Annotated in this window: 19 protein-coding genes; 7 read left to right on the top strand and 12 right to left on the bottom strand. The window is 73.9% G+C overall.

The genetic code is table 11. From position 1 onward, the window contains the following. Positions 1-12: 12 nt before the first annotated feature. Genes AMOR_RS14765 through argH form a run of 6 tightly spaced genes read right to left on the bottom strand, consistent with a single transcriptional unit; the run spans position 13 to position 5,419 of the window. A complete protein-coding gene (locus AMOR_RS14765; RefSeq protein WP_248352315.1) occupies positions 13-765 on the bottom strand; it encodes a fumarylacetoacetate hydrolase family protein in 753 nt (250 codons plus the stop codon). Then, positions 762-1,583 carry a 4-hydroxy-tetrahydrodipicolinate reductase gene (dapB, locus tag AMOR_RS14760; RefSeq protein WP_248352314.1) on the bottom strand — a complete coding sequence of 274 codons (822 nt, stop codon included), beginning with the start codon at positions 1,581-1,583 and terminating at the stop codon, positions 762-764. Before dapB ends, AMOR_RS14765 begins: the two co-directional genes overlap by 4 nt. Before the next feature lie 17 nt (positions 1,584-1,600). Then, a complete protein-coding gene (gene dapA, locus AMOR_RS14755; RefSeq protein ID WP_248352313.1) occupies positions 1,601-2,491 on the bottom strand; it encodes a 4-hydroxy-tetrahydrodipicolinate synthase in 891 nt (296 codons plus the stop codon). Between the two features lie 35 nt (positions 2,492-2,526). After that, a complete protein-coding gene (gene lysA / locus AMOR_RS14750) occupies positions 2,527-3,816 on the bottom strand; it encodes a diaminopimelate decarboxylase (RefSeq protein WP_248352312.1) in 1,290 nt (429 codons plus the stop codon). Next, on the bottom strand, positions 3,813-4,019 hold the full coding sequence (lptM, locus tag AMOR_RS14745) for an LPS translocon maturation chaperone LptM (protein ID WP_248352311.1): 207 nt from the start codon (positions 4,017-4,019) through the stop codon (positions 3,813-3,815). Before lptM ends, lysA begins: the two co-directional genes overlap by 4 nt. Next, positions 4,016-5,419, bottom strand: coding sequence for an argininosuccinate lyase (gene argH, locus AMOR_RS14740; RefSeq protein ID WP_248352310.1), 1,404 nt, complete (start codon positions 5,417-5,419; stop codon positions 4,016-4,018). The genes lptM and argH overlap by 4 nt, the downstream gene beginning before the upstream one ends. 118 nt (positions 5,420-5,537) lie before the next feature. On the opposite strand from argH, the gene AMOR_RS14735 reads away from it, so the two are divergent. After that, entirely contained in the window at positions 5,538-5,945 is a 408-nt protein-coding gene (locus AMOR_RS14735) for an OsmC family protein (RefSeq protein WP_248352309.1), read from the top strand. Positions 5,946-6,018: 73 nt separating this feature from the next. Here the strand turns inward: AMOR_RS14735 and AMOR_RS14730 are convergent, their stop codons facing one another. From AMOR_RS14730 to AMOR_RS14720, 3 genes are all read right to left on the bottom strand, one after another. Beyond that, on the bottom strand, positions 6,019-7,947 hold the full coding sequence (locus AMOR_RS14730; protein ID WP_248352308.1) for a TIGR04551 family protein: 1,929 nt from the start codon (positions 7,945-7,947) through the stop codon (positions 6,019-6,021). A gap of 106 nt (positions 7,948-8,053) precedes the next feature. Further along, positions 8,054-8,458, bottom strand: coding sequence for a methylmalonyl-CoA epimerase (gene mce / locus AMOR_RS14725; RefSeq protein WP_248352307.1), 405 nt, complete (start codon positions 8,456-8,458; stop codon positions 8,054-8,056). 84 nt (positions 8,459-8,542) lie between these two features. Continuing rightward, on the bottom strand, positions 8,543-10,078 hold the full coding sequence (locus AMOR_RS14720) for a transglutaminase-like domain-containing protein (protein WP_248352306.1): 1,536 nt from the start codon (positions 10,076-10,078) through the stop codon (positions 8,543-8,545). An 82-nt stretch (positions 10,079-10,160) separates the two neighbouring features. Here AMOR_RS14720 and AMOR_RS14715 point away from each other — a divergent pair, with 82 nt between their 5' ends. Together AMOR_RS14715 and AMOR_RS14710 are read left to right on the top strand one after the other, a co-directional pair. Beyond that, a complete protein-coding gene (locus AMOR_RS14715; protein ID WP_248352305.1) occupies positions 10,161-10,772 on the top strand; it encodes a nucleoside recognition domain-containing protein in 612 nt (203 codons plus the stop codon). Further along, complete coding sequence (locus AMOR_RS14710; protein WP_248352304.1) at positions 10,772-11,305, top strand: spore maturation protein; 534 nt, start codon at positions 10,772-10,774, stop codon at positions 11,303-11,305. The genes AMOR_RS14715 and AMOR_RS14710 overlap by 1 nt, the downstream gene beginning before the upstream one ends. Here AMOR_RS14710 and AMOR_RS14705 read toward each other — a convergent pair. Together AMOR_RS14705 and AMOR_RS14700 are read right to left on the bottom strand one after the other, a co-directional pair. Continuing rightward, positions 11,302-12,066 carry an acyl-[acyl-carrier-protein] thioesterase gene (locus AMOR_RS14705; protein WP_248352303.1) on the bottom strand — a complete coding sequence of 255 codons (765 nt, stop codon included), beginning with the start codon at positions 12,064-12,066 and terminating at the stop codon, positions 11,302-11,304. The two genes, AMOR_RS14710 and AMOR_RS14705, sit on opposite strands and share 4 nt — an antisense overlap. A 48-nt stretch (positions 12,067-12,114) precedes the next feature. Then, complete coding sequence (locus AMOR_RS14700) at positions 12,115-13,320, bottom strand: hypothetical protein (RefSeq protein ID WP_248352302.1); 1,206 nt, start codon at positions 13,318-13,320, stop codon at positions 12,115-12,117. 138 nt (positions 13,321-13,458) lie between these two features. Here AMOR_RS14700 and AMOR_RS14695 point away from each other — a divergent pair, with 138 nt between their 5' ends. From AMOR_RS14695 to AMOR_RS14680, 4 genes are all read left to right on the top strand, one after another. Continuing rightward, on the top strand, positions 13,459-14,199 hold the full coding sequence (locus tag AMOR_RS14695; RefSeq protein WP_248352301.1) for a site-specific DNA-methyltransferase: 741 nt from the start codon (positions 13,459-13,461) through the stop codon (positions 14,197-14,199). Next, the gene (locus tag AMOR_RS14690) at positions 14,196-14,807 is read left to right on the top strand and encodes a DUF938 domain-containing protein (RefSeq protein WP_248352300.1); all 612 of its coding nucleotides are present in this window, start codon (positions 14,196-14,198) and stop codon (positions 14,805-14,807) included. Before AMOR_RS14695 ends, AMOR_RS14690 begins: the two co-directional genes overlap by 4 nt. A 92-nt stretch (positions 14,808-14,899) precedes the next feature. Beyond that, the gene (locus tag AMOR_RS14685) at positions 14,900-15,691 is read left to right on the top strand and encodes a hypothetical protein (RefSeq protein WP_248352299.1); all 792 of its coding nucleotides are present in this window, start codon (positions 14,900-14,902) and stop codon (positions 15,689-15,691) included. Beyond that, a complete protein-coding gene (locus AMOR_RS14680) occupies positions 15,688-15,930 on the top strand; it encodes a hypothetical protein (RefSeq protein WP_248352298.1) in 243 nt (80 codons plus the stop codon). Before AMOR_RS14685 ends, AMOR_RS14680 begins: the two co-directional genes overlap by 4 nt. A gap of 17 nt (positions 15,931-15,947) precedes the next feature. Here the strand turns inward: AMOR_RS14680 and AMOR_RS14675 are convergent, their stop codons facing one another. Next, positions 15,948-19,568, bottom strand: coding sequence for an InlB B-repeat-containing protein (locus tag AMOR_RS14675; RefSeq protein ID WP_248352297.1), 3,621 nt, complete (start codon positions 19,566-19,568; stop codon positions 15,948-15,950). Positions 19,569-19,623: the final 55 nt, after the last annotated feature.

Raw genomic sequence — 19,623 nt, 5'->3', positions numbered from 1 at the left:
CCGCCACGGGGGTCACGTGACGGGGTTACGGAGGACGCCGATCCCCGGCACCTCGACCTCGACCCAGTCGCCGCGGCGGATGGGCCCGACGCCCTCGGGCGTGCCCGTCGCGACGACGTCGCCCGGGAGGAGCGTCATCACGCCGGAGATGAAGGCGAGCAGCGCGTAGACGTCGAAGGCCATGTCGCGCGTGTACCCACGCTGGCGCTCGTCGCCGTTCACCCGGCAGACCACCGAGGCGTCGAGCGGATCGAACGCGGTCTCCACCACCGGCCCGACCGGGCAGAACGTGTCGAAGCCCTTCGCGCGCGTGAACTGCTTCTCCTCGCGCTGGATGTCGCGGGCGGTGACGTCGTTCAGGCAGGTGTAGCCGAACACGGCCTCGCGGGCCTCGGCGGCGGTGGCGCGGGTGAGCGTCCGCCCGAGCACGACGCCGAGCTCGCCCTCGTGGTGAACCTCCCGCGACTGCTCGGGGCAGCGGATCGCGTCCTGCGGGCCGACCACCGAGGTCGAGGGCTTGAGGAAGATGAGCGGGATCTTCGGGACCTCGTTCCCGAGCTCCTTCGCGTGCGCGACGTAGTTCCGGCCGACGCAGACGACCTTCGTGGGCTCGACCGGCGCGAGCAGCGTGACCTCCGCGAGGGGGACGGGCGCGCCGTCGGCGAGGCCCCCCGCCCAGGGCGCGGCGGACAGCGGGCGGACCGAGGTGCCCTCGATCGCGCCGTAGCGTTCGACGCCGCTCCGGCGGAAGCGGCAGATCCTCAAGGGCGGCCCCCGCCGCGGAGCCCGAGCACGTCGGCCATGTCGTAGAGGCCGGCCGGCTTCCCCGCGAGCCACTGCGCCGCGCGGATCGCGCCGCGGGCGAACTGCTCGCGGGACGTCGCGCGGTGCGTGATCTCGACCCGCTCGCCCTCTCCGCAGAAGAACACGGTGTGCTCGCCGACGACGTCGCCGCCCCGGAGGGTCTGCACTCCGATCTGCCAGGGCGGCCGCTCGCCGAGGATGCCCTGGCGCGAGTAGCAGAGCGCCTCGGCGGGATCGCGGCCGAGCGCCTCCGCCGCGACCTCGCCGAGCCGGACCGCGGTGCCGGACGGCGCGTCGCGCTTCTTCTTGTGGTGCATCTCGACGATCTCGACGTCGTAGTCCTCGCCGAGCACCTTCGCGGCCTGGCGCACCAGCTCGAACACGACGTTCACCCCGACGCTCATGTTCGGAGAGAACACGACCGGGATCTTCCGCGCCGCCGCGGCGACGCGCGCCTTCTCCTCGGCGCCGAGACCGGTCGAGCCGATGACGAGGGCGACGCCCTTCTCCGCGCAGAGCTCCGCGTGGCGCGCCGACGCGTCGTGGCTCGTGAAGTCGATCACCACGTCGGCGCCTGCGAGCGCCTTCGCGAGGTCGTCGCCGACCACGACGCCCGCGGGCGGCAGCGCCGCGAGCACCGCCGCGTCCTGGCCGAGCGCGGGGCTCCCGGGCCGGTCGACCGCTCCGTGGAGCGCGAGCCCCGGCCCGTGCGTCACCATCCGGACGATCTGCGTCCCCATCCGACCGGCCGCGCCGGTCACCACCACCTTCGTCGTCATGTCCGTCCTCGGTGTGGTCAGGCGAGCTTCATGAGCCCGAACCGGACCATCGCGTCGCGGATCTTCGCGAGGTTCGCGTCGGAGACCGGCGCGAGCGGGAGGCGCAGCTCCGGAGCGGCCTTGCCGAGGAGCGCGACGCCGGCCTTCACCGGGCCCGGGTTCGTCTCCACGAACATCATCCGGTTCAGCTCGCCGAGCGCGACCTGCTTCTCGAGCGCCACCGAGAACCGCCCGCCGCGGGCCGCGACGACGAGCTCCTTCATCGCGCGCGGCGCGATGTTCCCGACCACCGAGATGACGCCGTGGCCGCCGCACGCGATGTACGGCAGCACGGTGAAGTCGTCGCCGGAGAGCCAGGCCAGGCCGTCCTTCCCGACCTTCTCCACGAGCTGGACCTGGCGGTCCATGTTCGCGGTCGCCTCCTTCAGGCCCACGATCGCGCCCGCCTTCGCGAGCCGCGCGACCGTCTCCGGGAGGAGGTCCACCGCGGTGCGGCTCGGCACGTTGTACGCGACGACCGGGAAGCGGACCGCCTCGTGGATCGCCGTGTAGTGCCGGTAGAGCCCCTCCTGCGTGGGCTTGTTGTAGTAGGGGGTGACGACGAGGGCGGCGTCGGCCTTGAGCTCCTTCGCCATCTTCACCGACTCGATCGCCTCGTGCGTGGCGTTCGAGCCGGCGCCGGCGATCACCGCCGCGCGGCCGCGGACCGCCTCGACGGTGGTGCGGATCACCTCCGCGCGCTCGGCCGCGGTGAGGGTCGCGCCCTCCCCGGTCGTGCCGCAGGGGACGATGCCGTCGGTTCCCTCGGCGAGCTGCCACTCGACGAGCTCCCGGAGCGATTTGAGGTCCACCGCGCCGTTCTTGAGCGGCGTGACGATGGCCACCATCGATCCTTCGAGTCGCGGCATGGACGGTCTCCGTGTGGGGAAGGGTGGTCGAAACTCTAGCTCATTCGCCGGACGCGGTGAACCGCTCCGGGCTCCGGGAGCGGCTGCTCTCCCCGGACGAGGTCGGCGTACGTCTCCCGCTTCCGCGCGACGAGCGCCCGGTCGCCGTCGACGAGGACCTCGGCGGCGCGGGGGCGCGCGTTGTAGTTGGACGACATCGCGAAGCCGTAAGCGCCCGCCGACCGCACGACGAGCAGATCGCCCGGGCGGGGCTCGGGGAGCCGGCGCTTCTGCGCGAGGAAGTCGGAGGACTCGCAGATCGGCCCGACCACGTCGCAGACGAGCTCGCGCGCGTCCTTCCGGGGTGCGCCGGCGAGCTCGATGCCATGGTACGCGCCGTAGTAGCTCGGCCGCACGAGGTCGTTCATCGCGGCGTCCACCACCACGAAGGTCTTCCGGCCGCTCTTCTTCACGTAGAGCACGCGGGTGACGAGGACGCCGGCGTTCCCGACGAGCACGCGCCCGGGCTCGAGGAAGACCTCTCCGTCCCAGCCCGTGAGCGCCTTCTTGATGGCGGCGCCGTACGCGTCCGGGTGCGGCGGCTCCTCGTCGCGGTAGGTGATGCCGAGGCCGCCCCCGACGTCGAGGTGACCGAGCCGGATCCCCTGGGTCGCGAGGTCCTTCGCGAGCGCGCGGACGCGGGCGATGGCGTCGAGGAACGGGCGGAGGTCGGTGATCTGCGAGCCGATGTGGCAGGCGATCCCGCGGATCTCGAGGGCGGGGTCGGTGGCGGCGAGCGCGTAGAGCCGCCGCGCCTCGGCGATCGACACGCCGAACTTGTTCTCGCGGAGCCCGGTCGAGATGTACGGGTGCGTCTTCGGGTCCACGTCGGGGTTCACGCGGAGCGCGATGGGGGCCCGGACGCCCATCCGCCGCGCGACGATGGAGACCCGCGCCAGCTCCGGCGCGCTCTCGACGTTCAGGACCCGAACGCCCGACTCGAGCGCGAACGCGATCTCGTCATCCCGCTTGCCGACGCCGCTGAAGACCACCTTCCCGGGGTCGCCGCCGGCCTTGAGGACCCGGTAGAGCTCGCCGCCGGACACGATGTCGAACCCCGACCCGAGCCGCGCGAACAGCGAGAGGACGGCGAGGTTCGAGTTCGCCTTCACCGCGTAGCAGACGACGTGGTCGATCCCGGCGAGCGAGCGGTGCAGGACCTTCCAGTGCCGCGTGAGCGTCGCCGTCGAGTAGACGTACAGCGGCGTGCCGTGGGCCTCGGCGAGCGCCTCGAGCGAGATGCGCTCCGCGTGGAGCACGCCCTTCTTCCGCTGGAAGTGGTTCATGGGTTCCTCGGCCCGGCGCCGCCCTGGGGCGGCGCCTCGGGGGCAGGAGCGCAGCCGGACTCGCAGGCCGGCGCGCGGGCCGCGGGCGCGTCCGCGGCGGGATCCTTCGCTCCGGGCGGGCGGGGCGGGCCCTTCACGCCGCAGGCGGCGAGGAGCGCCGCGAGCGCCGCGGCGCGCCGGGCGCGGGACGCGGGCGCGCTCACGACCGCCTCTTGCCGAGCGCCTTCTCCCAGCGCGCGAGCTCGCGACGGACCTGGCGCGGCCCGGGCGCGCCGGGCAGGTCGCGGCGGGCGAGGCTCTTCCGGGCGTCGAAGACGCGGAGCACGTCCTTCTCGAACCTCGGGTGGAAGCCCTTCCACTCCGGGGCAGTGAGCTTCGCCATGGGGCGGCCCTGCGCGGTCGCGAACGCGGCCGCCTTCCCGACCGCCTCGTGCGCCTCGCGGAACGGGACGCCGCGCTCGACGAGGTACTCGGCCGCGTCGGTCGCGAGCGCCTCGCCGGAGCCGAGCGCCTCCTCCATCCGGTCGGCGTGGAACGTCGCGGTCTCGACCGCCCCGGCCACCGCGTCGGCGGTGAGGACGAGCGCGTCGGGGCCGCCGAGCAGCGGCCGCTTGTCCTCCTGGAGATCGCGGTTGTACGAGAGCGGCAGGTTCTTCACGATCGAGAGGAGCGCCACGAGGTCGCCGAGCGCGCGCCCGGCGCGGCCGCGCGCGAGCTCGCCCACGTCCGGGTTCTTCTTCTGCGGCATGAGCGACGACCCGGTGGCGAAGGCGTCGTCGAGCGTCATGAACCCGAACTCCTTCGTGGTCCAGAGGACGAGCTCCTCGCCGATGCGGGACAGGTGCACCGCCGCGAGCGCGCACGCGAACGAGAGCTCGATGGCGCTGTCCCGGTCGGACACCGCGTCGAGGGAGTTCCGCGTCACGCCGGCCAGGCCGAGGCGCGCCGCGACCGCCTCGCGGTCGAGCTTCAGGGTCGTCCCTGCGAGCGCGCCCGAGCCGAGCGGCGAGATCGCCGCGCGGCGGCGGACCTCGGCGAACCGCTCGCGGTCGCGACCGAACATCTCGACGTAGGCGAGAAGGTGGTGCGCGAGCGAGACCGGCTGCGCGCGCTGCAGGTGCGTGTAGCCGGGGAGGATCGTCGCCTCGTGGGCGCGCGCCTGGGAGAGGAACGCGCGCTGGAGCCGCTCGAGCGCGGCGTCGCACCGGTCGCAGGCGGCGACGATGAAGAGCCGCTCGTCGAGCGCCACCTGGTCGTTCCGGCTCCGGCCCGCGTGCAGGTACCCGGCGTCCTTGCCGACGAGCTCGCCGAGGCGACGCTCGACGTGCGTGTGCACGTCCTCGAGCGCGGGGTCGAACCGGACCTTCCCGGCCGCGAACTCCGCGCGCACCTGGTCGAGGGCGGCGACGATCCGCCTGGCGACGGCCTTCGGGACGATGCCCTGCGCCGCCAGCATCGTGACGTGCGCCTGGCTGCCGCGGATGTCCTCCGCGTACAGGGCGCCGTCGTCCTGGATGGAGACGGACAGCGCGACGAGCCGGGGATCGGCCTCCCCGGCGAGCGCCGCCCGGGAGACGGGTTTCGCCTTTTCTTTCGCTCTCATGCGGGGCCGAGGACGCTACCACACCCCGCCCGGCGCCGGAATCGCCGCGTCTCGAGCTGGCTCCCACGGTCGGACGGCACGAGGATGCGCCCCTGCACCGACGAGAGAGGCGAGCACGATGGCTATGGAGATGACGGTCACGTTCCCCGGCGGCAAGAAGGTCGATACCCGGATCGGCAACCACGTCATCCGGACGGACCAGCCGGTCTCGAACGGCGGCGAGGACTCGGCCCCCTCCCCGTTCAACCTCTTCCTCGCGGCGATCGGCACCTGCGCCGGCATCTACGTCGCCGGCTTCTGCCAGAAGCGCGAGCTCCCGACCGATGGGATCTCGATCCGGCAGCGGAACCACGTCGACCCCGAGACCGGCGTCCTCGCCCGGGTCGAGCTCGACATCCTCGTCCCGCCCTCGTTCCCGGAGAAGTACCGCGAGGCGCTCGTCCGCGTCGCCGACCAGTGCGCCGTGAAGAAGGCGATCCAGGCGCAGCCGGTGTTCGAGGTGAAGACCGTGGTCGCGGGCGCGTGAGCCCGGCGCGCCGCGTACGCAAGACGGCCCGGAGGAGCTCGAGCTCCCCCGGGCCGCCGCCGTCTCAGGTCTTCTAGAACTTCGCCGCGAGCCCGAAGTTCAGGGCCCAGCCGCGCGACAGCGAGGCGCCGGTGCCACCGTTGTCCATCCCGGCGAGCGGCTGGAACACGCCGACCTCGCCCCAGGCGGCGAAGCCGTCGCCGGTGTTCAGCGTGAGGCGCCCATCGGCCTCGAAGCCGAGCGGCTTCTTCCCGCGGCTCGTGTACGTGTAGCGGCCATCGGTCTCGCCGGGCGCGGGCGCCACGAGGCTCGTCGCGATCGCGCTCGGCGTCGACTGCGAGTAGATCGCCTGCGAGTAGATGAGCGCGCCGTCGAAGACGAGGCCGGGGAGGATGTCCCACTTGATGTCCGGCCGGAGGTACCACGCGTCCGTCACCTGGCCGAGGATCCCCTTCCAGAGCACGAGGTCGACGCGGTACGCCGGGTTGAAGCGGTAGTTCCGGATGGCGCCGTCGCCCGGCTGCCCGTACTGCGGTCCCTCGATGGAGCCGTACGGCGGCAGCTGGAACGGATCGTCGGCGGTCCCGGTGCCGGTCATCCGGTCGGGGATGTTGCCGAACCCGGGGGCGGAGTCGCCGCTGGCGATGCCGAGCTGGCCGCCGAGGGTGACCTTGTTCGGCAGCGCCTGGAAGTGCGTCGAGAGGACGCCGCCCCACTGGCGGAGGATGACCTTGCCGAGGCTCTGGCGCGTCAGGATGGTCGAGTCCGTCGTGGACGGCACGAACAGGAACGTCTCGCCGATGTTGCCGTAGATGCCGACCGCCTCCGCCTCCACCTTCCAGCGGCCGGTGACGACGCGCGTCCACAGGTCGAGCACGTGCGCGTACGACGAGCGCTTCACCGCGTCGTTGGCGGTGTCGGTGTAGGAGCCGGCGTACCCGACCTTCTCCCAGGCGGGGTACGTCCACCGCTGCGTCCGGTAGTTGTAGTACGCGCCGTAGTTCACGGACTTCTCGCCGGCGTCGACCTTGCGGCGGATCTCGTCGTCGGTGTCGAGCCGGGCGATCTTGATCGCGTAGGTCCGGGCGTCGTCGCCCGGCTCCGCGTCGAACGGCTGGCCGACGCCGAGGCCGAAGTGGGGATCCTTGTTCAGCACGCCCTCGGCGTCGAAGTCGAGGATCGGGACGAGCGTGAGCTTGCCGATGGGCGTCTCGAGCGGAGGGAGCGCGAACTGGAGCCGGTCGACCGTGTCGCCGTAGTCGTCGTCGAGGCCGGCGCCGGCGTTCGCGAGGATGCCCATGCCCCACGAGTTCGGCATCCGGCCGAAGGAGAGCAGGCCCACCGGCGTCTGGATCTCGGCCCAGGCGCGCTTCGGCGAGATGGCGGGGCGATCGGCGGTCGGATCGTTCTGGAGCAAGCGCCGCGTGGAGCCGTAGAACGGCACCGGGTACGGGCTGTGCGCGGAGTCGAACAGCTCGCTCGTCGACGAGCCGAGGACGTAGTTGTCGAGCACGTCGATCTGCGCGCGCACGCGGACGTGCTCGGAGACGTTCATCGTCGGCTCGATGCGGAGCCGCATGTTGGACGACGCGAGCGTCCCGCCGTCGCCGCGCTGCAGCGGGACCGGGAAGTAGTGGAAGCCCGCGGCGTCGCTGCCGGCGCGCAGGTCCCAGTTGTCCATGAGCTGCCCGCGCACGCGGAAGTAGCCGTTGAGCTCGAGGAACTGGAGCTTGGGACCTTCCGCGACGGTGCCCATGAACTCGGCCGACGACTGCGCGACCTGCATCTCCGCCTTGATCTCGTCGCGGAGGTCGTCCTTCGCCTTCTCCACCGCGCGCTGGATGGCGGCCTTGGTCTTCGGATCGACGTCCGCGGGCTGCGCGGAGTCGTCCTTGGGCGGCTGCTGCGCGGGGGCGGCGCCCGCCGGCGCGGCGGCCTGGGCGAGCGCGGCGGCGGGAGTGCTGAGGAGCGCCGCGAGGAAGGCGGCGTGGAGGCGGGACATGGTGGCGACCCCTTCGGACGGGAGCGGAGTCTCCGGATAAAACACGCGCCCGTCGGGCGGTCAACCGTCTACCTGGCGCGCCGCTTGCGAGAGGCGCGACCGTCCGTCAGTGGCCGCCGCCCTGCTTCAGCTCCACGAGCACGCCGCGGCTGCCCTTCGGATGGACGAAGGCGACCCTGGAGCCGCCCGCGCCGGGGCGCGGCTTCTCGTCCAGGAGCGGCGCGCCCTGCGCCTTCAGGCCGGCCATCGCCTTCTCGATGTCGGGCACCTCGAGGCAGATGTGGTGCAGCCCCTCGCCGCGCTTCTCGATGGTCTTCGCCATCGGGCTGTCCGGCGTCGCCGGAGAGACCAGCTCGATCCGGCCGGCGCCGTGGCCGAAGATCGCGACGCGCACCTTCTCGGTCGGGACCTCCTCGATCTCGGGCGCGGGCAGGCCGTAGACGTCGCGGTACAGCTTCACGGCGGCGTCGAGGTCCGAGACGAGGATGGCGACGTGGTCGAGGCCGGTCATGCGGCGCTCCTTCGAGCGTGGGGGAGGTGGGAGCTTCGAGTAAAGCAAAGCCGGGGCGGGGCCCGCAACCGGCCAGCGGCGCCGCTACTTGCCTTCCTTCACCTCGACGCCCGTGACCTTGAGCGAGCCGAGGAGCCCCACGACGTCGACCTGCGTCCCGGTGCCGAGCGCGACGTGGGTCGCGTCCGCGACGGGCTGGTCGAAGATCGGGTCCACGTCGATCCATTCGGCGGCGCTGCGGACCTGGGCCCAGGCGTGCCAGTAGAGCGCGTCCTGCCCGTCGGAGTAGCGCGCGTAGACGAGGCCGTACACCTGGCGCGCCGGGATCCCGAGCGCGCGGGCGAGCGCGACCATCAGCACGGCGTGCTCGGTGCAGTCGCCCTTCCCCGCGACCAGCACGTCGCTCGCGCGGTCGTGGCTCGCGCCGTACGCCTTCTCGAGGGTGCCGTACACCTTCGTCGCGAGCAGCTTCGCCGCGGCGTACGCGCCCGGCGCGCTCCCCGCCGTCTCGCGCGCGAGTCGCTGGATGGTGGGCGCGTCGGAGTCCACCTCCGCCGTGGCGGCGAGGTCGTCCGGGCGCGCGCCGTCCTTCGCCTTCGCGAGCGGCGTGTCCTTCGCGGGATCCGCGGCCGCGGGGATCCTCGCCGTCACGGTGAGGAGCGCGGCCTTGCCGTCGCGCGCCACCTTCTGGCGCGGGCTCGCCGCGTCGAAGGCGGGCGGCAGCCCCTCGATCCGGTAGGTGATCGCGGCCGGGACGGTCCGGGGGAGCGCCCGCGGCAGCGCCACGCGCCCGAGGGCGAACAGATCGACGGTGTCGAGCGTCCGGGCGCGGTCCTCCGTCTCGGGGCGGCTGACGATGGCGTCGCCGTAGCGGATCTCGACCACCCGCCCGTCGTCCGCGACCTGGTACACGACGGGCATGCGGTCGCCGATCTCGATCTCCTCGACGACGGACACCTCCTCCTGGACGCCGGCCCCCGCCACGCGCTCGCGCCGCACGAAGGCGTCCTGCTGGTCGCGGACCCGGAGCTTCATGAACTCGATCTGCCGGCCGCGCACCGTCGTCCGGCGCGCCGCCGCGAGCCGCACGCCGTCGGCGAGGTCGGCGGTCTCGGTCACGCCGTCGAGGGTCCGCTCCTCGTGGGCGCCGCCCGGCGACTCGATGGTCGCGGTGCAGCGCTCGCGGGTGTTGCACGTCCCCGTCACCGTCCGGTCGCCGCCGTCCCCGCCGAAGACGGCGCGGAACGAGAGGAGCCTGCCGCCGGGCCGCGCCTCGTAGACGCGCTCCTCGGTCTGGGAGCGCTCGACGGTCTTGCCGCCCACGTTCACGCGCATGAGCATCTCGCTCCGGCCGACGAGGACGTTCCGGCCGTCGCGCAGCTCCGTGGCGAGCTGCACCTTCGTCCAGCCGGCCTTGCGGCCGCCGAGGTAGATGCCGAACCACTCCGGCCCGGTCGGACGGGCGAGCGTCAGCACGTCCGGCTGGTTCTGGGCGCCGGCGGACAGCATCGCCTGGGGCGGTCGCGGCGGCGGGCGGACGGCGTCGGGGCGCTCCTCGGGGCAGCCGACGAGGGCGACGAGGGCGAGGGGCGGCAGGAGGGCGACGAGGCGGGCTGGCATGTCGAGAGGTCCTTCCGTGTTAACGCCCGCTCATACCAAAAACTCGCCTTCGAGGTGCGGCGGTCCAGAATCGTAGGCCGTCATGGGCGTCCTCTGGACCGGCCTCCTCGCGCTCGCGATCGGCTTCGCCGCGGTGAACGGCAGGCTCCCCGCCCTCACCCCGGCCGCGTTCGACGCGGCCAAGGCGGCGGTGACCCTCTCCCTCGGCCTCGCCGGGGTGATGACGCTCTGGCTCGGGCTCATGCGCGTGGCGGAGGAGGCGGGGCTCGTCCGGGCGCTCGCCCGCGCCGCCCGGCCGGTCATGCGCCGCCTCTTCCCGGACGTCCCGCCCGAGCACCCGGCCATGGCCGCGATGCTCATGAACATCGCGGCGAACGTGCTCGGGCTCGGGAACGCCGCGACGCCGTTCGGGGTGAAGGCGATGCAGGAGCTCGAGACGCTGAACCCGCGCCCCGGGACCGCCACCGACGCGCAGGCCCTCTTCTGCGCGCTCAACACCGCCTCGATCCAGCTCGTGCCCGCGACGGTCCTCGCGCTCCGCACGGCGGCGGGATCGCGGGCGCCGGGCGAGATCATCGGGCCGACGATCGTCGCGTCCGTGTGCGGCGCCGTCGCGGCGGTCGTCGCCGCGAAGCTCCTCGCGCGCCTCCACCCGCTGCCGCCCGCGCCCTCCGCGCCGGGGGAGGCGCGCTGATGCTGCGGGCCGTCCTCGACGCGATCTCGGTCGTCGCCGTGCCGGCGCTCCTCGCCGGCGTGCCGCTCCTCGCGCTCCTCCGGCGCGTGAAGGTGTACCCGGCGTTCCTCGACGGCGCGAAGCAGGGATTCGAGACCGCGGTCCGGATCCTCCCGCCCCTCGTCGCGATCTTCGTCGCGCTCGCGATGCTCCGGGCCTCGGGGGCGCTCGACGCGGCGGCGAGCGGACTCGCGCCCGTGCTCGATCCCCTCGGCATCCCCGCGAGCGTGCTCCCCATGGTCCTCGTCCGGCCGCTCTCCGGCGGCGGCGCGCTCGGCGTCGTCGGCGACGTGCTCCGCACCGAGGGGCCGGACGGCTACGCGGGGCGGCTCGTCTCGGTGATGGCCGGCTCCACCGAGACCACCTTCTACGTGCTCGCGGTCTACATGGGCGCGGTGGGGATCACCCGCTACCGCCAGGCGCTCCCGGCCGCGCTCCTCGCCGATCTCGCCGGCTTCACCGCGGCGGTGATCGTCGTCCGGATGATGTTCTAGCGGGCCGCGGCGCCCGCCCCGCCCGACCGCGGGGTCCAGGCCGTCGTGACGCGGGCGAGCTCCTTCTGGTCCTCCTCGCGGACGATGGCGTGGTGGAACGCGCCGGGCCCGGCGCTCACCAGGCGCGAGAGGATCGCGCTGCCGTAGTGGCACTCGGCGAGGTACTGCACGTCGAGCGTCGCGAGGCGCGACGACTGCCACACGTCCCGCGGGATCGCCTCGAGCGCCCACGCGACGTAGCTGCCGTTGTTCACGTGCAGGTTCACGTCGATGTCGGCGTAACGGATGTGGAAGCGCTTCTGGAAGTCCCAGGTCGCGAGCTCGGGCAGCCTCCCGTGCGGCACGTCGAGCGCCGGCGGCGTCCGCTCGCGCGGGAAGCGCGGGTCGAGCACCGCGTCCGGCCGGACGGGCTTGCGGGTCGCGAGGTCGAGCACGAACCACTGCGTGTTCCCGCGCGCGACCTCCTCGCCGTCGCGCCGCACCACGAAGTCGCGGAGCGCGGCGAGCCGGTCCATGCCCGCGGGCCAGGTCTCCACGTCGAGCACGTCGCCGAGGACGATGGGCGCGCGCTGCTCGATGCGCTGCCGCACGAGCACCCACGTGAGCCCCTTCGCCATCAGCGTGTCGAGGCCGACGCCGAGCTCGGCCGCGTGCAGGCCCGCGGCCTCGACGAGGAACCCGGACAGCGCCGGGACGGCGAGGCCGGCGAACGCGTCCACCTCGTAGGAGTGGACGGCGAAGGTCTCGTGGAACGGGGTCATGGCGGGCGTGTCTACACCGGTTCGGCGCCCGCGGGAACGGCGGCTCCGCTACAGCGCCTCCCCGAACCGGAGCGACGCGAGGATCTGCTCGAGGCGCGCCGCGTCCTCGGCGGACGGCTCCGCCTTCGAGAGGTGCAGGTTCACGCAGACGCCGTCCCGTGCCAGGAACGCGTGCGCGTGGCGCTGGCGGATGGGCTGGCCGCGCAGCACGGAGAGCGCGTACGTGACCCGCGCGGTGCCGCGGGCCTCGCTCGTCTTCACGTCCGAGATGTCCGGCGTGGCCTGCCGGATCCGGGCGAGCGCGTCGTCGCGGCAGCGGCGCGCGTCGAACCCGGGTGCGTCTTTCACGATCACCGAGGCGACGATGCCCGTCTCGAGGTGCTGCCCGAGCACCGCGACGCCCTTGCCGTCGTCCGTGATGCGCGGCTTGAACATCTTGAAGCCGGGCAGGTCGACGAGGACGCACACCCGCCGCGCGGGATCCTCGACGACGAGCGGTGTCGTGTCGGCGCCCGGATCCGCCTCGAACCCGCTCGCGTCCGGCGCGCCGTTGCCTGCGGCGCCGGGCGGCGTGCCGCCTTCCCCGGGCGCGCCGGGCGGCGATCCGCCGGAGCCGCTCCCGCCGGTGCCGCTCCCGCCGTCCGCCCCGTGCCCGCCGGGAGCCGCGCCGCCGGTGAACCGTGCCGTGCGCACGACGTCGAGGAGCTGCGCACGGTGCGGTCCGGCGCCGTTGTCGAGCAGCGTGAACGCCAGGAGCAGCGGCCCCACCGCCGCCGCGCCCTGCAGGAGGTGGCGGTACTCGCCCGCCTTCGTCGCCTTCCCCTCCAGCGCCCGGTCGGTGACGGAGAACCAGTACCCGTGGACGCCGCCCTCGCCCACGAGCTCCATGAGCGGGATCTCCGGCTCGACCGCGGTCTCCGCCGCCTTGCGCCGGGACAGCTCGACGAGGAACTGGGCGGTGTCGGCCCCCTCGCGCCCCGGGCTCGCCTCCGGATTGACGATGGGTGACAGGAGCACGAGGAACGCCCTCCCCGGGGGCGCGAGCTCGATCGTTCGCGGTGACGTGGCGTCGCCGTCGCCCTCCCGCGCCTCCCAGCCCGCGGGGATCTCGAGCGCGAGAGCGCCCTCGCCCGGCACGTCGAAGGTCCGCAGCGTCGCGCCATGGTCCGGAGCAGCGGCGGTCCCGGTCCGCGCGCCGGCGCAGGCGAGCGAGACGGCCGCGGCGACGGCGAGCGCGGCGGCTCGAGCACACATGAACGCTGACCTCCGATCGGGGGTCTATCCGCTCTTTGCCGGGGAAGCGACGCCCGGTTCGGAGCGTGACGGAGGCGGTCGCCGCGCCGCGCCGCCTTGACCGCCGAGCGGGTGCGCCCCAGAGTCGCGTCGCGGAGCGTGACCGCCCCGCGCGAGGTGAGCGTGGTCGACGAGGACGCGGGCAGCGCTCCGGCGGCGCGACGGGTCGTGCACCAGGGGGACGGCGTGGCGTGGCTCGCGGCGGCGGCGCCGCTGCCGGAGGATCACGCGATCGTCACCTCGCTCCCGGATCACTCGGAGCTGCCGGAGCTCGGGCTCGACGGGTGGCGGGCCTTCTTCGAGGACGTCGCGGCGTCGATCTGCGGGGCGGTCGCGGACGACGCGGTCGCGGTCTTCTACCAGACCGACGTGAAGCACGACGGCCGCTGGATCGACAAGGCGCACCTCGTGGAGCGCGGGGCGGACCGGGCGGGGAGCCACCTCCTGTGGCACCGGATCGTCTGCCGCGTGCCCGCCGGCATCGTGACCTACGGCCGCCCCGCGTACGCGCACCTCCTCTGCTTCTCGCGGTCGCTCCGGCTTCCGCCCGCCGCGTCCGCGGCCGACGTCCTGCCCGCGCTCGGCGAGATGACCTGGCCGCGCGCGATGGGCCGCGCCGCCTGCGAGGCGGTGACCACGTTCCTCGTCGCGCACACGCGCTGCCGGACGGTGGTCGACCCGTTCTGCGGGCTCGGGACGATGCTCGCGGCCTCCAACGCCGCGGGGCTCGACGCGATCGGCGTCGAGCGCTCTCCGAAGCGGGCGGACCGGGCGCGGCGCCTCGTGCTCGAGCCCGGGCGCCGGGCGCGGCTGCGGGAGCGCGCGCCGGAGGTCCCGTGAAGCGGACCGCGCGGGCGGCGCTCCGGAACCGCGACGCCGTCGCCGCCGCGCTCGCCGACTTCCTGCCCGCGGACGGGACGGTGCTCGAGCTCGGGAGCGGCACCGGCGAGCACGTGCTCCTCCTCGCGGCACGGTTCCCGGCGCTCCGATGGCAGCCGTCGGATCCGGACCCGGAGGCGCGGGCGAGCATCGCGGCCTGGGCGGCCGAGGCGCACCGCCCGAACCTCCTCCCGCCGCTCGAGTACGACGTCCGCGCCCGCACCTGGCGGCTGTTCCGCGCCGACGCGGTGCTCTGCGTGAACGTGCTTCACGTCGCACCGCCGGACGCCGCGGAAGCGCTCCTCGCCGGGAGCGCCGACGTGCTCCCCGCCGGCGGATCGCTGTTCGTGTACGCGCCGCTGCTCGCGCGCGGGGTGCCGCTCGCGGGCCGGCTCGCGCGGCTCGACGCGAAGCTCCGCGCGCACGACCCCGCCCTCGGCGTCCGCGCCCTCGACACCCTCGTCGGCGACGCGCTGCGCCATGGCCTCGCCCTCGCGGCGGACCGGCCGATGCCGGAGGAAGGCGACCGGCTCCTCGTCTTCCGGCGGGCTCCCTCGCTCTCGGTGTAGGCCCATCTCTCCCCGGACACCTTGCCGCGCGCGTCGCGTCGCGGCGACCTGCGACCATCAGCGGAACTCCCGCGCCGCGGAGGCCCGCACGGATGATCCCCCTGACGATGCTCGCCGCCCTCCTCGCGACCGCCGCGCCCGCGGCGGACGCGGCGGTCGCCGCCACCGCGCTGCCGGCCCTCGACGGCGGCGGCCCGGAGGAGCTCCAGCCCCGCGACGCCCGGGCGAGCGTGCTCGTGTTCTTCCGCCCGGACCATGAGCGCTCCCAGGCGATGCTCGCCGACGTCGCGCGCTGCCAGCAGCGCCTCGCCGGGAAGCCGGTGCGCTGGGTCGGCGTCGTCCCCGACGGCGCCGCCCCCGCGAGCGCCCGCGCCGACGTCGACCGCGCCGGGGCCCGCCTCGTGCTCGCGGTGGACCGGGGCGACGCGGTGTACGGTGCGCTCGGTCTCCGGATGCACCCCGTGGTCGTCGTGCTGGGGCGAGGGCGCACCGTCGCGGGAGTGGAGCCGTTCCACGCCGTGGACGCCTGCGACCTCGTGACCGTCCGGATCCGCCGCGCGCTCGGCGAGGCGACCGACGCGGACGTGGCCCACGCCGCGGCGCCGGAGCGCTCGGCGCTGCCGGGCGATGGAGACCAGACGCTGGTCGCGCGCCGCAACCTGCACCTCGGCGAGAAGCTCCTCGCGGCGCGGAGCTACGCGAAGGCGCACGACCAGGCGCGCCGGGCGCTCGCGGTCGCGCCGATCGCGGACGCGTGGGCGCTCGAGGGCGAGATCTTCGCGGCGGAGGGGAAGTGCCCGGACGCGCGGCGCGCGTTCGAGGCCGCGCTCGCGCTCGACCCCCGGCACGCGCGAGCGGCCGCCGGGCGCGGGAGGTGCCCGTGAGCGCCCCCGGCGTCGAGCGGCGCGAGGACGCGGCGCCGCCCGAGCCCGAGTGGGCGCTCGCGCCTGCGCCGCCTCCGGCGCGGCCGCGCCACATGTCGCTCGGGACGGCGCTCCGGTGCCTCGCCGGCGTCGTGCTCGCGGTTCTCGTCGCGCTGCCCGTGGCAGTCGCGGTGGCGCTCGCGTTCGCGGCGGCCGCGCTCTGGACCGGGGTGCGGGCCCTCGTGCGGCGCTGGCGCTGAGTCCCCGCGGTTCGCGGTCACCTCGGCGTGAGGATGACCGTATGTGAACGCCCGTCGTCGTCCCGTCCCCACACCAGGATCTGGCCGGCATCGTTCACGTCGACCGCGTTCTCGAGCTGGAATGCCTGCGGCGAGACGAGGTCCTCGAGCGACTGGAGCTGCCCGTCGCGGTAGACGACCGCGCGCCCCGAGCCGTCCAGGCGGGCGCCGCTCCCGACCACCGTCCCGGTCGCGTTCACGTCGTGGAACGCCACGCCGAAGTCCTTCTCGAGGCCCGGGACGATCGTGACCGTCGGCGGATCCGTGCGGAGGTCCAGCAGGAAGCCGTGGATCGTCTTGCCCTGCTGGTCAGCGGAGCCGACGACGAACCCTGCGTCGTTCACACCGAGCGCCATCGCGACGGCGCCGACCGGGAGCTCGACGGGGTTCGAGCCGTCGAACCGGACCGCCTTGGTCCCGCTCGTGCCCACCACCACCCCGTCGCGGTTCACCGCGTTCGCGACCGCGAACTCGGTCCCCGGCAGCGGCACGAGCGTGCGGGTCTCCTTCCCGTCGTTCACGAACCCGCGGGCGCTGCCGTCGTCGGGGAACATCCATCCGACGACCCAGCCGAGGGCGTTGATCGCGGTGCCCTTCCCCGCCGCGGGCTTGTCGATCTCCTCGAGCTTCCCGTCGGACCACCGGTACACGCGTCCGCTCACGTCGTCGTTCACGACCACCGTCCCGGTGTCGTTCACCGCGACCGCCGAGAAGTTCCGATCGATCGGGGAGAGGAACGTCACGGTCTTCGTGGCCGCGACGTACAGGAACGCGCGCGTGAAGCCGCCGGAGTCCTCCTGCAGCGTGCCAGCGACGTCGCCGCTCCGGTTGATGCCGCCTCCCATGACCGTCCCGCCCGGGATGATGAGCTCGAACGCCGTGTACGGCTTCGCGAACGCCACCGTCACCGTGACGTCCTCGTCGACCTTCACGACGCACGCGCCCGTGCCGGAGCACGCGCCGCTCCAGCCGCTAAACGTGGAGCCGGCGTCGGGCGTGGCGGCGAGCGTCACCGTCGCGCCGTCGTCGAAGCTCGCGGTGCAGGTCTTCCCGCAGTCGATCCCGGAAGGCGCGCTCGTCACCGTGCCGCCGCCGTCGCCCGTCTTCAGTACCGCGACGGCGTGCTTCCCGGGAGGCGGGGGCGGCACCTTCGCGAAGGTCGCCATGACCATGAGGTCCTTGTCGACCGTCACCACGCACGCGCCGGTCCCGGTGCACGCGCCGCCCCAGCCCTGGAACGTCGAGCCTTCGTCCGGCTTCGCGGCGAGCGTCACCGACGTGCCGGTGTCGAACTCCGCGCTGCACGTCTTCCCGCAGTCGATCCCGGAGGGCGCGCTCGTCACCGTGCCGCTGCCGTCGCCGCTCTTCTGGACCTCGAGCTCGTGCTTCGCCGGAGGAGGGGGTGGCACCTTCGCGAAGGTCGCCATGACCATGAGGTCCTTGTCGACCGTCACCACGCATGCGCTGGTCCCGGTGCACGCGCCGCCCCAGCCCTGGAACGTCGAGCCTTCGCCCTGCATCGCGGTGAGCGTCACCGACGTCTTCTCGTCGAACTCCGCGCTGCAGCTGGCATCGCACTTGATCCCCCCCGGCGCGCTCGTCACCTTGCCGGTGCCGCCCCCCACGCCTTGGATCTCGACCGTCAGCTTGTGCTTCGCGGGAGGCGGTGGCGTCGTCTTCATGAACGTCGCAGTGACGGTCAGGTCCTTGTCGACCTTGACGACGCAGGTGCTCGTGCCAGTGCACGCGCCGCCCCAGCCCTGGAACGTCGATACTGCGTCCGGCATCGCGGTGAGCGTCACCGACGTGTTCTCGTCGAACGGCGCGCTGCAGCTGGAACTGCAGTCGATCCCGGCAGGCGCGCTGGTCACCTTGCCGGCGCCGCCCTCGGCGCCTCGTATCTCAACCGTCACCGTGCGCTTCGCGGGAGGCGGGGGCGGCACCTTCGCGAAGGTCGCCATGACCATGAGGTCCTTGTCGACCGTCACCACGCATGCGCTGGTCCCGGTGCACGCGCCGCCCCAGCCCTGGAACGTCGAGCCTTCGTCCGGCTTCGCGGTGAGCGTCACCGACGTCTTCTCGTCGAACGGCGCGCTGCAGAGCTCGCCGCACTCGATCCCGGCGGGCGCGCTCGTCACCTTGCCGCTGCCATCACCCGCCTTCTGCACCGCGACGGTGTGCTTCCCTGGGGGCGTCGGCGCCGTCTTCGTGAACGTCGCCGTCACCGTGACGTCCTTCTCGACCTTCACGACGCATGCGCCGGTCCCGCCGCATGCGCCACTCCAGCCCTGGAACGTCGAGCCCGCGTCAGCGGTCGCCGAGAGCGTCATGAACGCGTTCGCCTCGAACGCGGCGCTGCACGTCGTCCCGCAGTCGATCCCGACCGGCGCGCTCATCACTCTCCCGCTGCCATTCCCCGCCTTCTGGACCGCGACGGTGTGCTTCGCGGGAGGTGGAGGCGGCGTCTTCGTGAACGTCGCGGTGACCGTCACGTCCTTGTCGAGCTTGACGACGCACGAGCCCGTGCCCGAGCACGCGCCGCCCCAGCCGCCGAACGTCGAGCCCGCGTCCGGGGTCGCGGTGAGGGTCACCGACGTCCCGTCCTCGAAGCTGGCGCCGCACGCCGCGCCGCAGTCGATGCCGGCCGGTTTGCTCGTCACCTTGCCGCCACCGTCGCCCGCCTTCTGCACCGCGATCGCGTGCTTCCCGGGGGGTGGCGGCGGGATCTTCCCGAACGTGGCCGTGACCGTCAGATCCCGGTCCGCCTTCAGCACGCACGCCACGGTGCCCGAGCACGCGCCGCTCCAGCCGCCGAAGGTGGAGCCGGCGTCGGGCGTGGCGGTGAGCGTCACCGTCGCACCGTCGTCGAAGCTCGCGCTGCAGGCTCCTCCGCAGTCGATCCCGGCGGGCGCGCTCGTCACCTTGCCGGTGCCGTCGCCCGCCCTCTGGACCGCGACGACGTGCTGGGCCGGCGGCGGTGGCGTCGTCCGCGCGAACGTCGCCGTGACGACGGCGTCGCCCGTGACCGTCACCACGCAGCTGCCGCTCCCGCTGCACGCCCCGCCCCAGCTCTCGAACCGGGAGTCCGCGCCGGCCGTCGCCGTGAGCGTCACGACGGTGCCGTCGTCGTAGTCCGCGCGACACGCCGACCCGCAGTCGATGCCGCCGGGCTGGCTCGTCACGCGGCCGTCGCCCTCACCCGCGTGCTGCACCGACAGCGCGTGCCTGCCCGGAGGGGGCGGCTGCGCCGCGACGAAGCGAGCGCTCACGGCGAGGGTCCCGGTGAGCGCGAGGGAGCAATCGCCCGTGCCGCCGCACGCGCCGCTCCAGCCCTCGAACACCTGCCCCACGTCCGGGTGCGCGACGAGCGTCACGCTCGTGCCCGGGGCGGCGGTCACCGCGCAGCTGCCCCGGCAGTGCGCCGCCGCGCCGCCGCTGACCTCGATCTCCCCCGCACCGTCCGTGGAGAGCTGCAGCGTGGCGACCTCGTTCCCGCCGCCGTTGCCTCCTCCGCCGCCCCCGCCGCCTCCGCCGCCCGACCCGCCACACGCAACCCCGACCGCCAGCACAGCGAGAAGGCTCGCTCGCGCGACGCGCATGACTGCCTCCGGCAGGAACCGTGAGGCTCAGATGTGCACGAAAGTTGCGGTGCCA

This window comes from Anaeromyxobacter oryzae, from assembly GCF_023169945.1.
Taxonomy (GTDB): Bacteria; Myxococcota; Myxococcia; order Myxococcales; family Anaeromyxobacteraceae; genus Anaeromyxobacter; species Anaeromyxobacter oryzae.
This window is presented reverse-complemented; position numbering and strand designations above follow the sequence as displayed.

Coding starts and splice junctions, on each gene's coding strand:
- dapB (WP_248352314.1), bottom strand. CDS start 1,583: ATGACGACGAAGGTGGTGGTGACCGGCGCGGCCGGTCGGATGGGGACG.
- dapA (WP_248352313.1), bottom strand. CDS start 2,491: ATGCCGCGACTCGAAGGATCGATGGTGGCCATCGTCACGCCGCTCAAG.
- lysA (WP_248352312.1), bottom strand. CDS start 3,816: ATGAACCACTTCCAGCGGAAGAAGGGCGTGCTCCACGCGGAGCGCATC.
- argH (WP_248352310.1), bottom strand. CDS start 5,419: ATGAGAGCGAAAGAAAAGGCGAAACCCGTCTCCCGGGCGGCGCTCGCC.
- AMOR_RS14735 (WP_248352309.1), top strand. CDS start 5,538: ATGGCTATGGAGATGACGGTCACGTTCCCCGGCGGCAAGAAGGTCGAT.
- AMOR_RS14730 (WP_248352308.1), bottom strand. CDS start 7,947: ATGTCCCGCCTCCACGCCGCCTTCCTCGCGGCGCTCCTCAGCACTCCC.
- mce (WP_248352307.1), bottom strand. CDS start 8,458: ATGACCGGCCTCGACCACGTCGCCATCCTCGTCTCGGACCTCGACGCC.
- AMOR_RS14720 (WP_248352306.1), bottom strand. CDS start 10,078: ATGCCAGCCCGCCTCGTCGCCCTCCTGCCGCCCCTCGCCCTCGTCGCC.
- AMOR_RS14715 (WP_248352305.1), top strand. CDS start 10,161: ATGGGCGTCCTCTGGACCGGCCTCCTCGCGCTCGCGATCGGCTTCGCC.
- AMOR_RS14710 (WP_248352304.1), top strand. CDS start 10,772: ATGCTGCGGGCCGTCCTCGACGCGATCTCGGTCGTCGCCGTGCCGGCG.
- AMOR_RS14705 (WP_248352303.1), bottom strand. CDS start 12,066: ATGACCCCGTTCCACGAGACCTTCGCCGTCCACTCCTACGAGGTGGAC.
- AMOR_RS14700 (WP_248352302.1), bottom strand. CDS start 13,320: ATGTGTGCTCGAGCCGCCGCGCTCGCCGTCGCCGCGGCCGTCTCGCTC.
- AMOR_RS14685 (WP_248352299.1), top strand. CDS start 14,900: ATGATCCCCCTGACGATGCTCGCCGCCCTCCTCGCGACCGCCGCGCCC.
- AMOR_RS14675 (WP_248352297.1), bottom strand. CDS start 19,568: ATGCGCGTCGCGCGAGCGAGCCTTCTCGCTGTGCTGGCGGTCGGGGTT.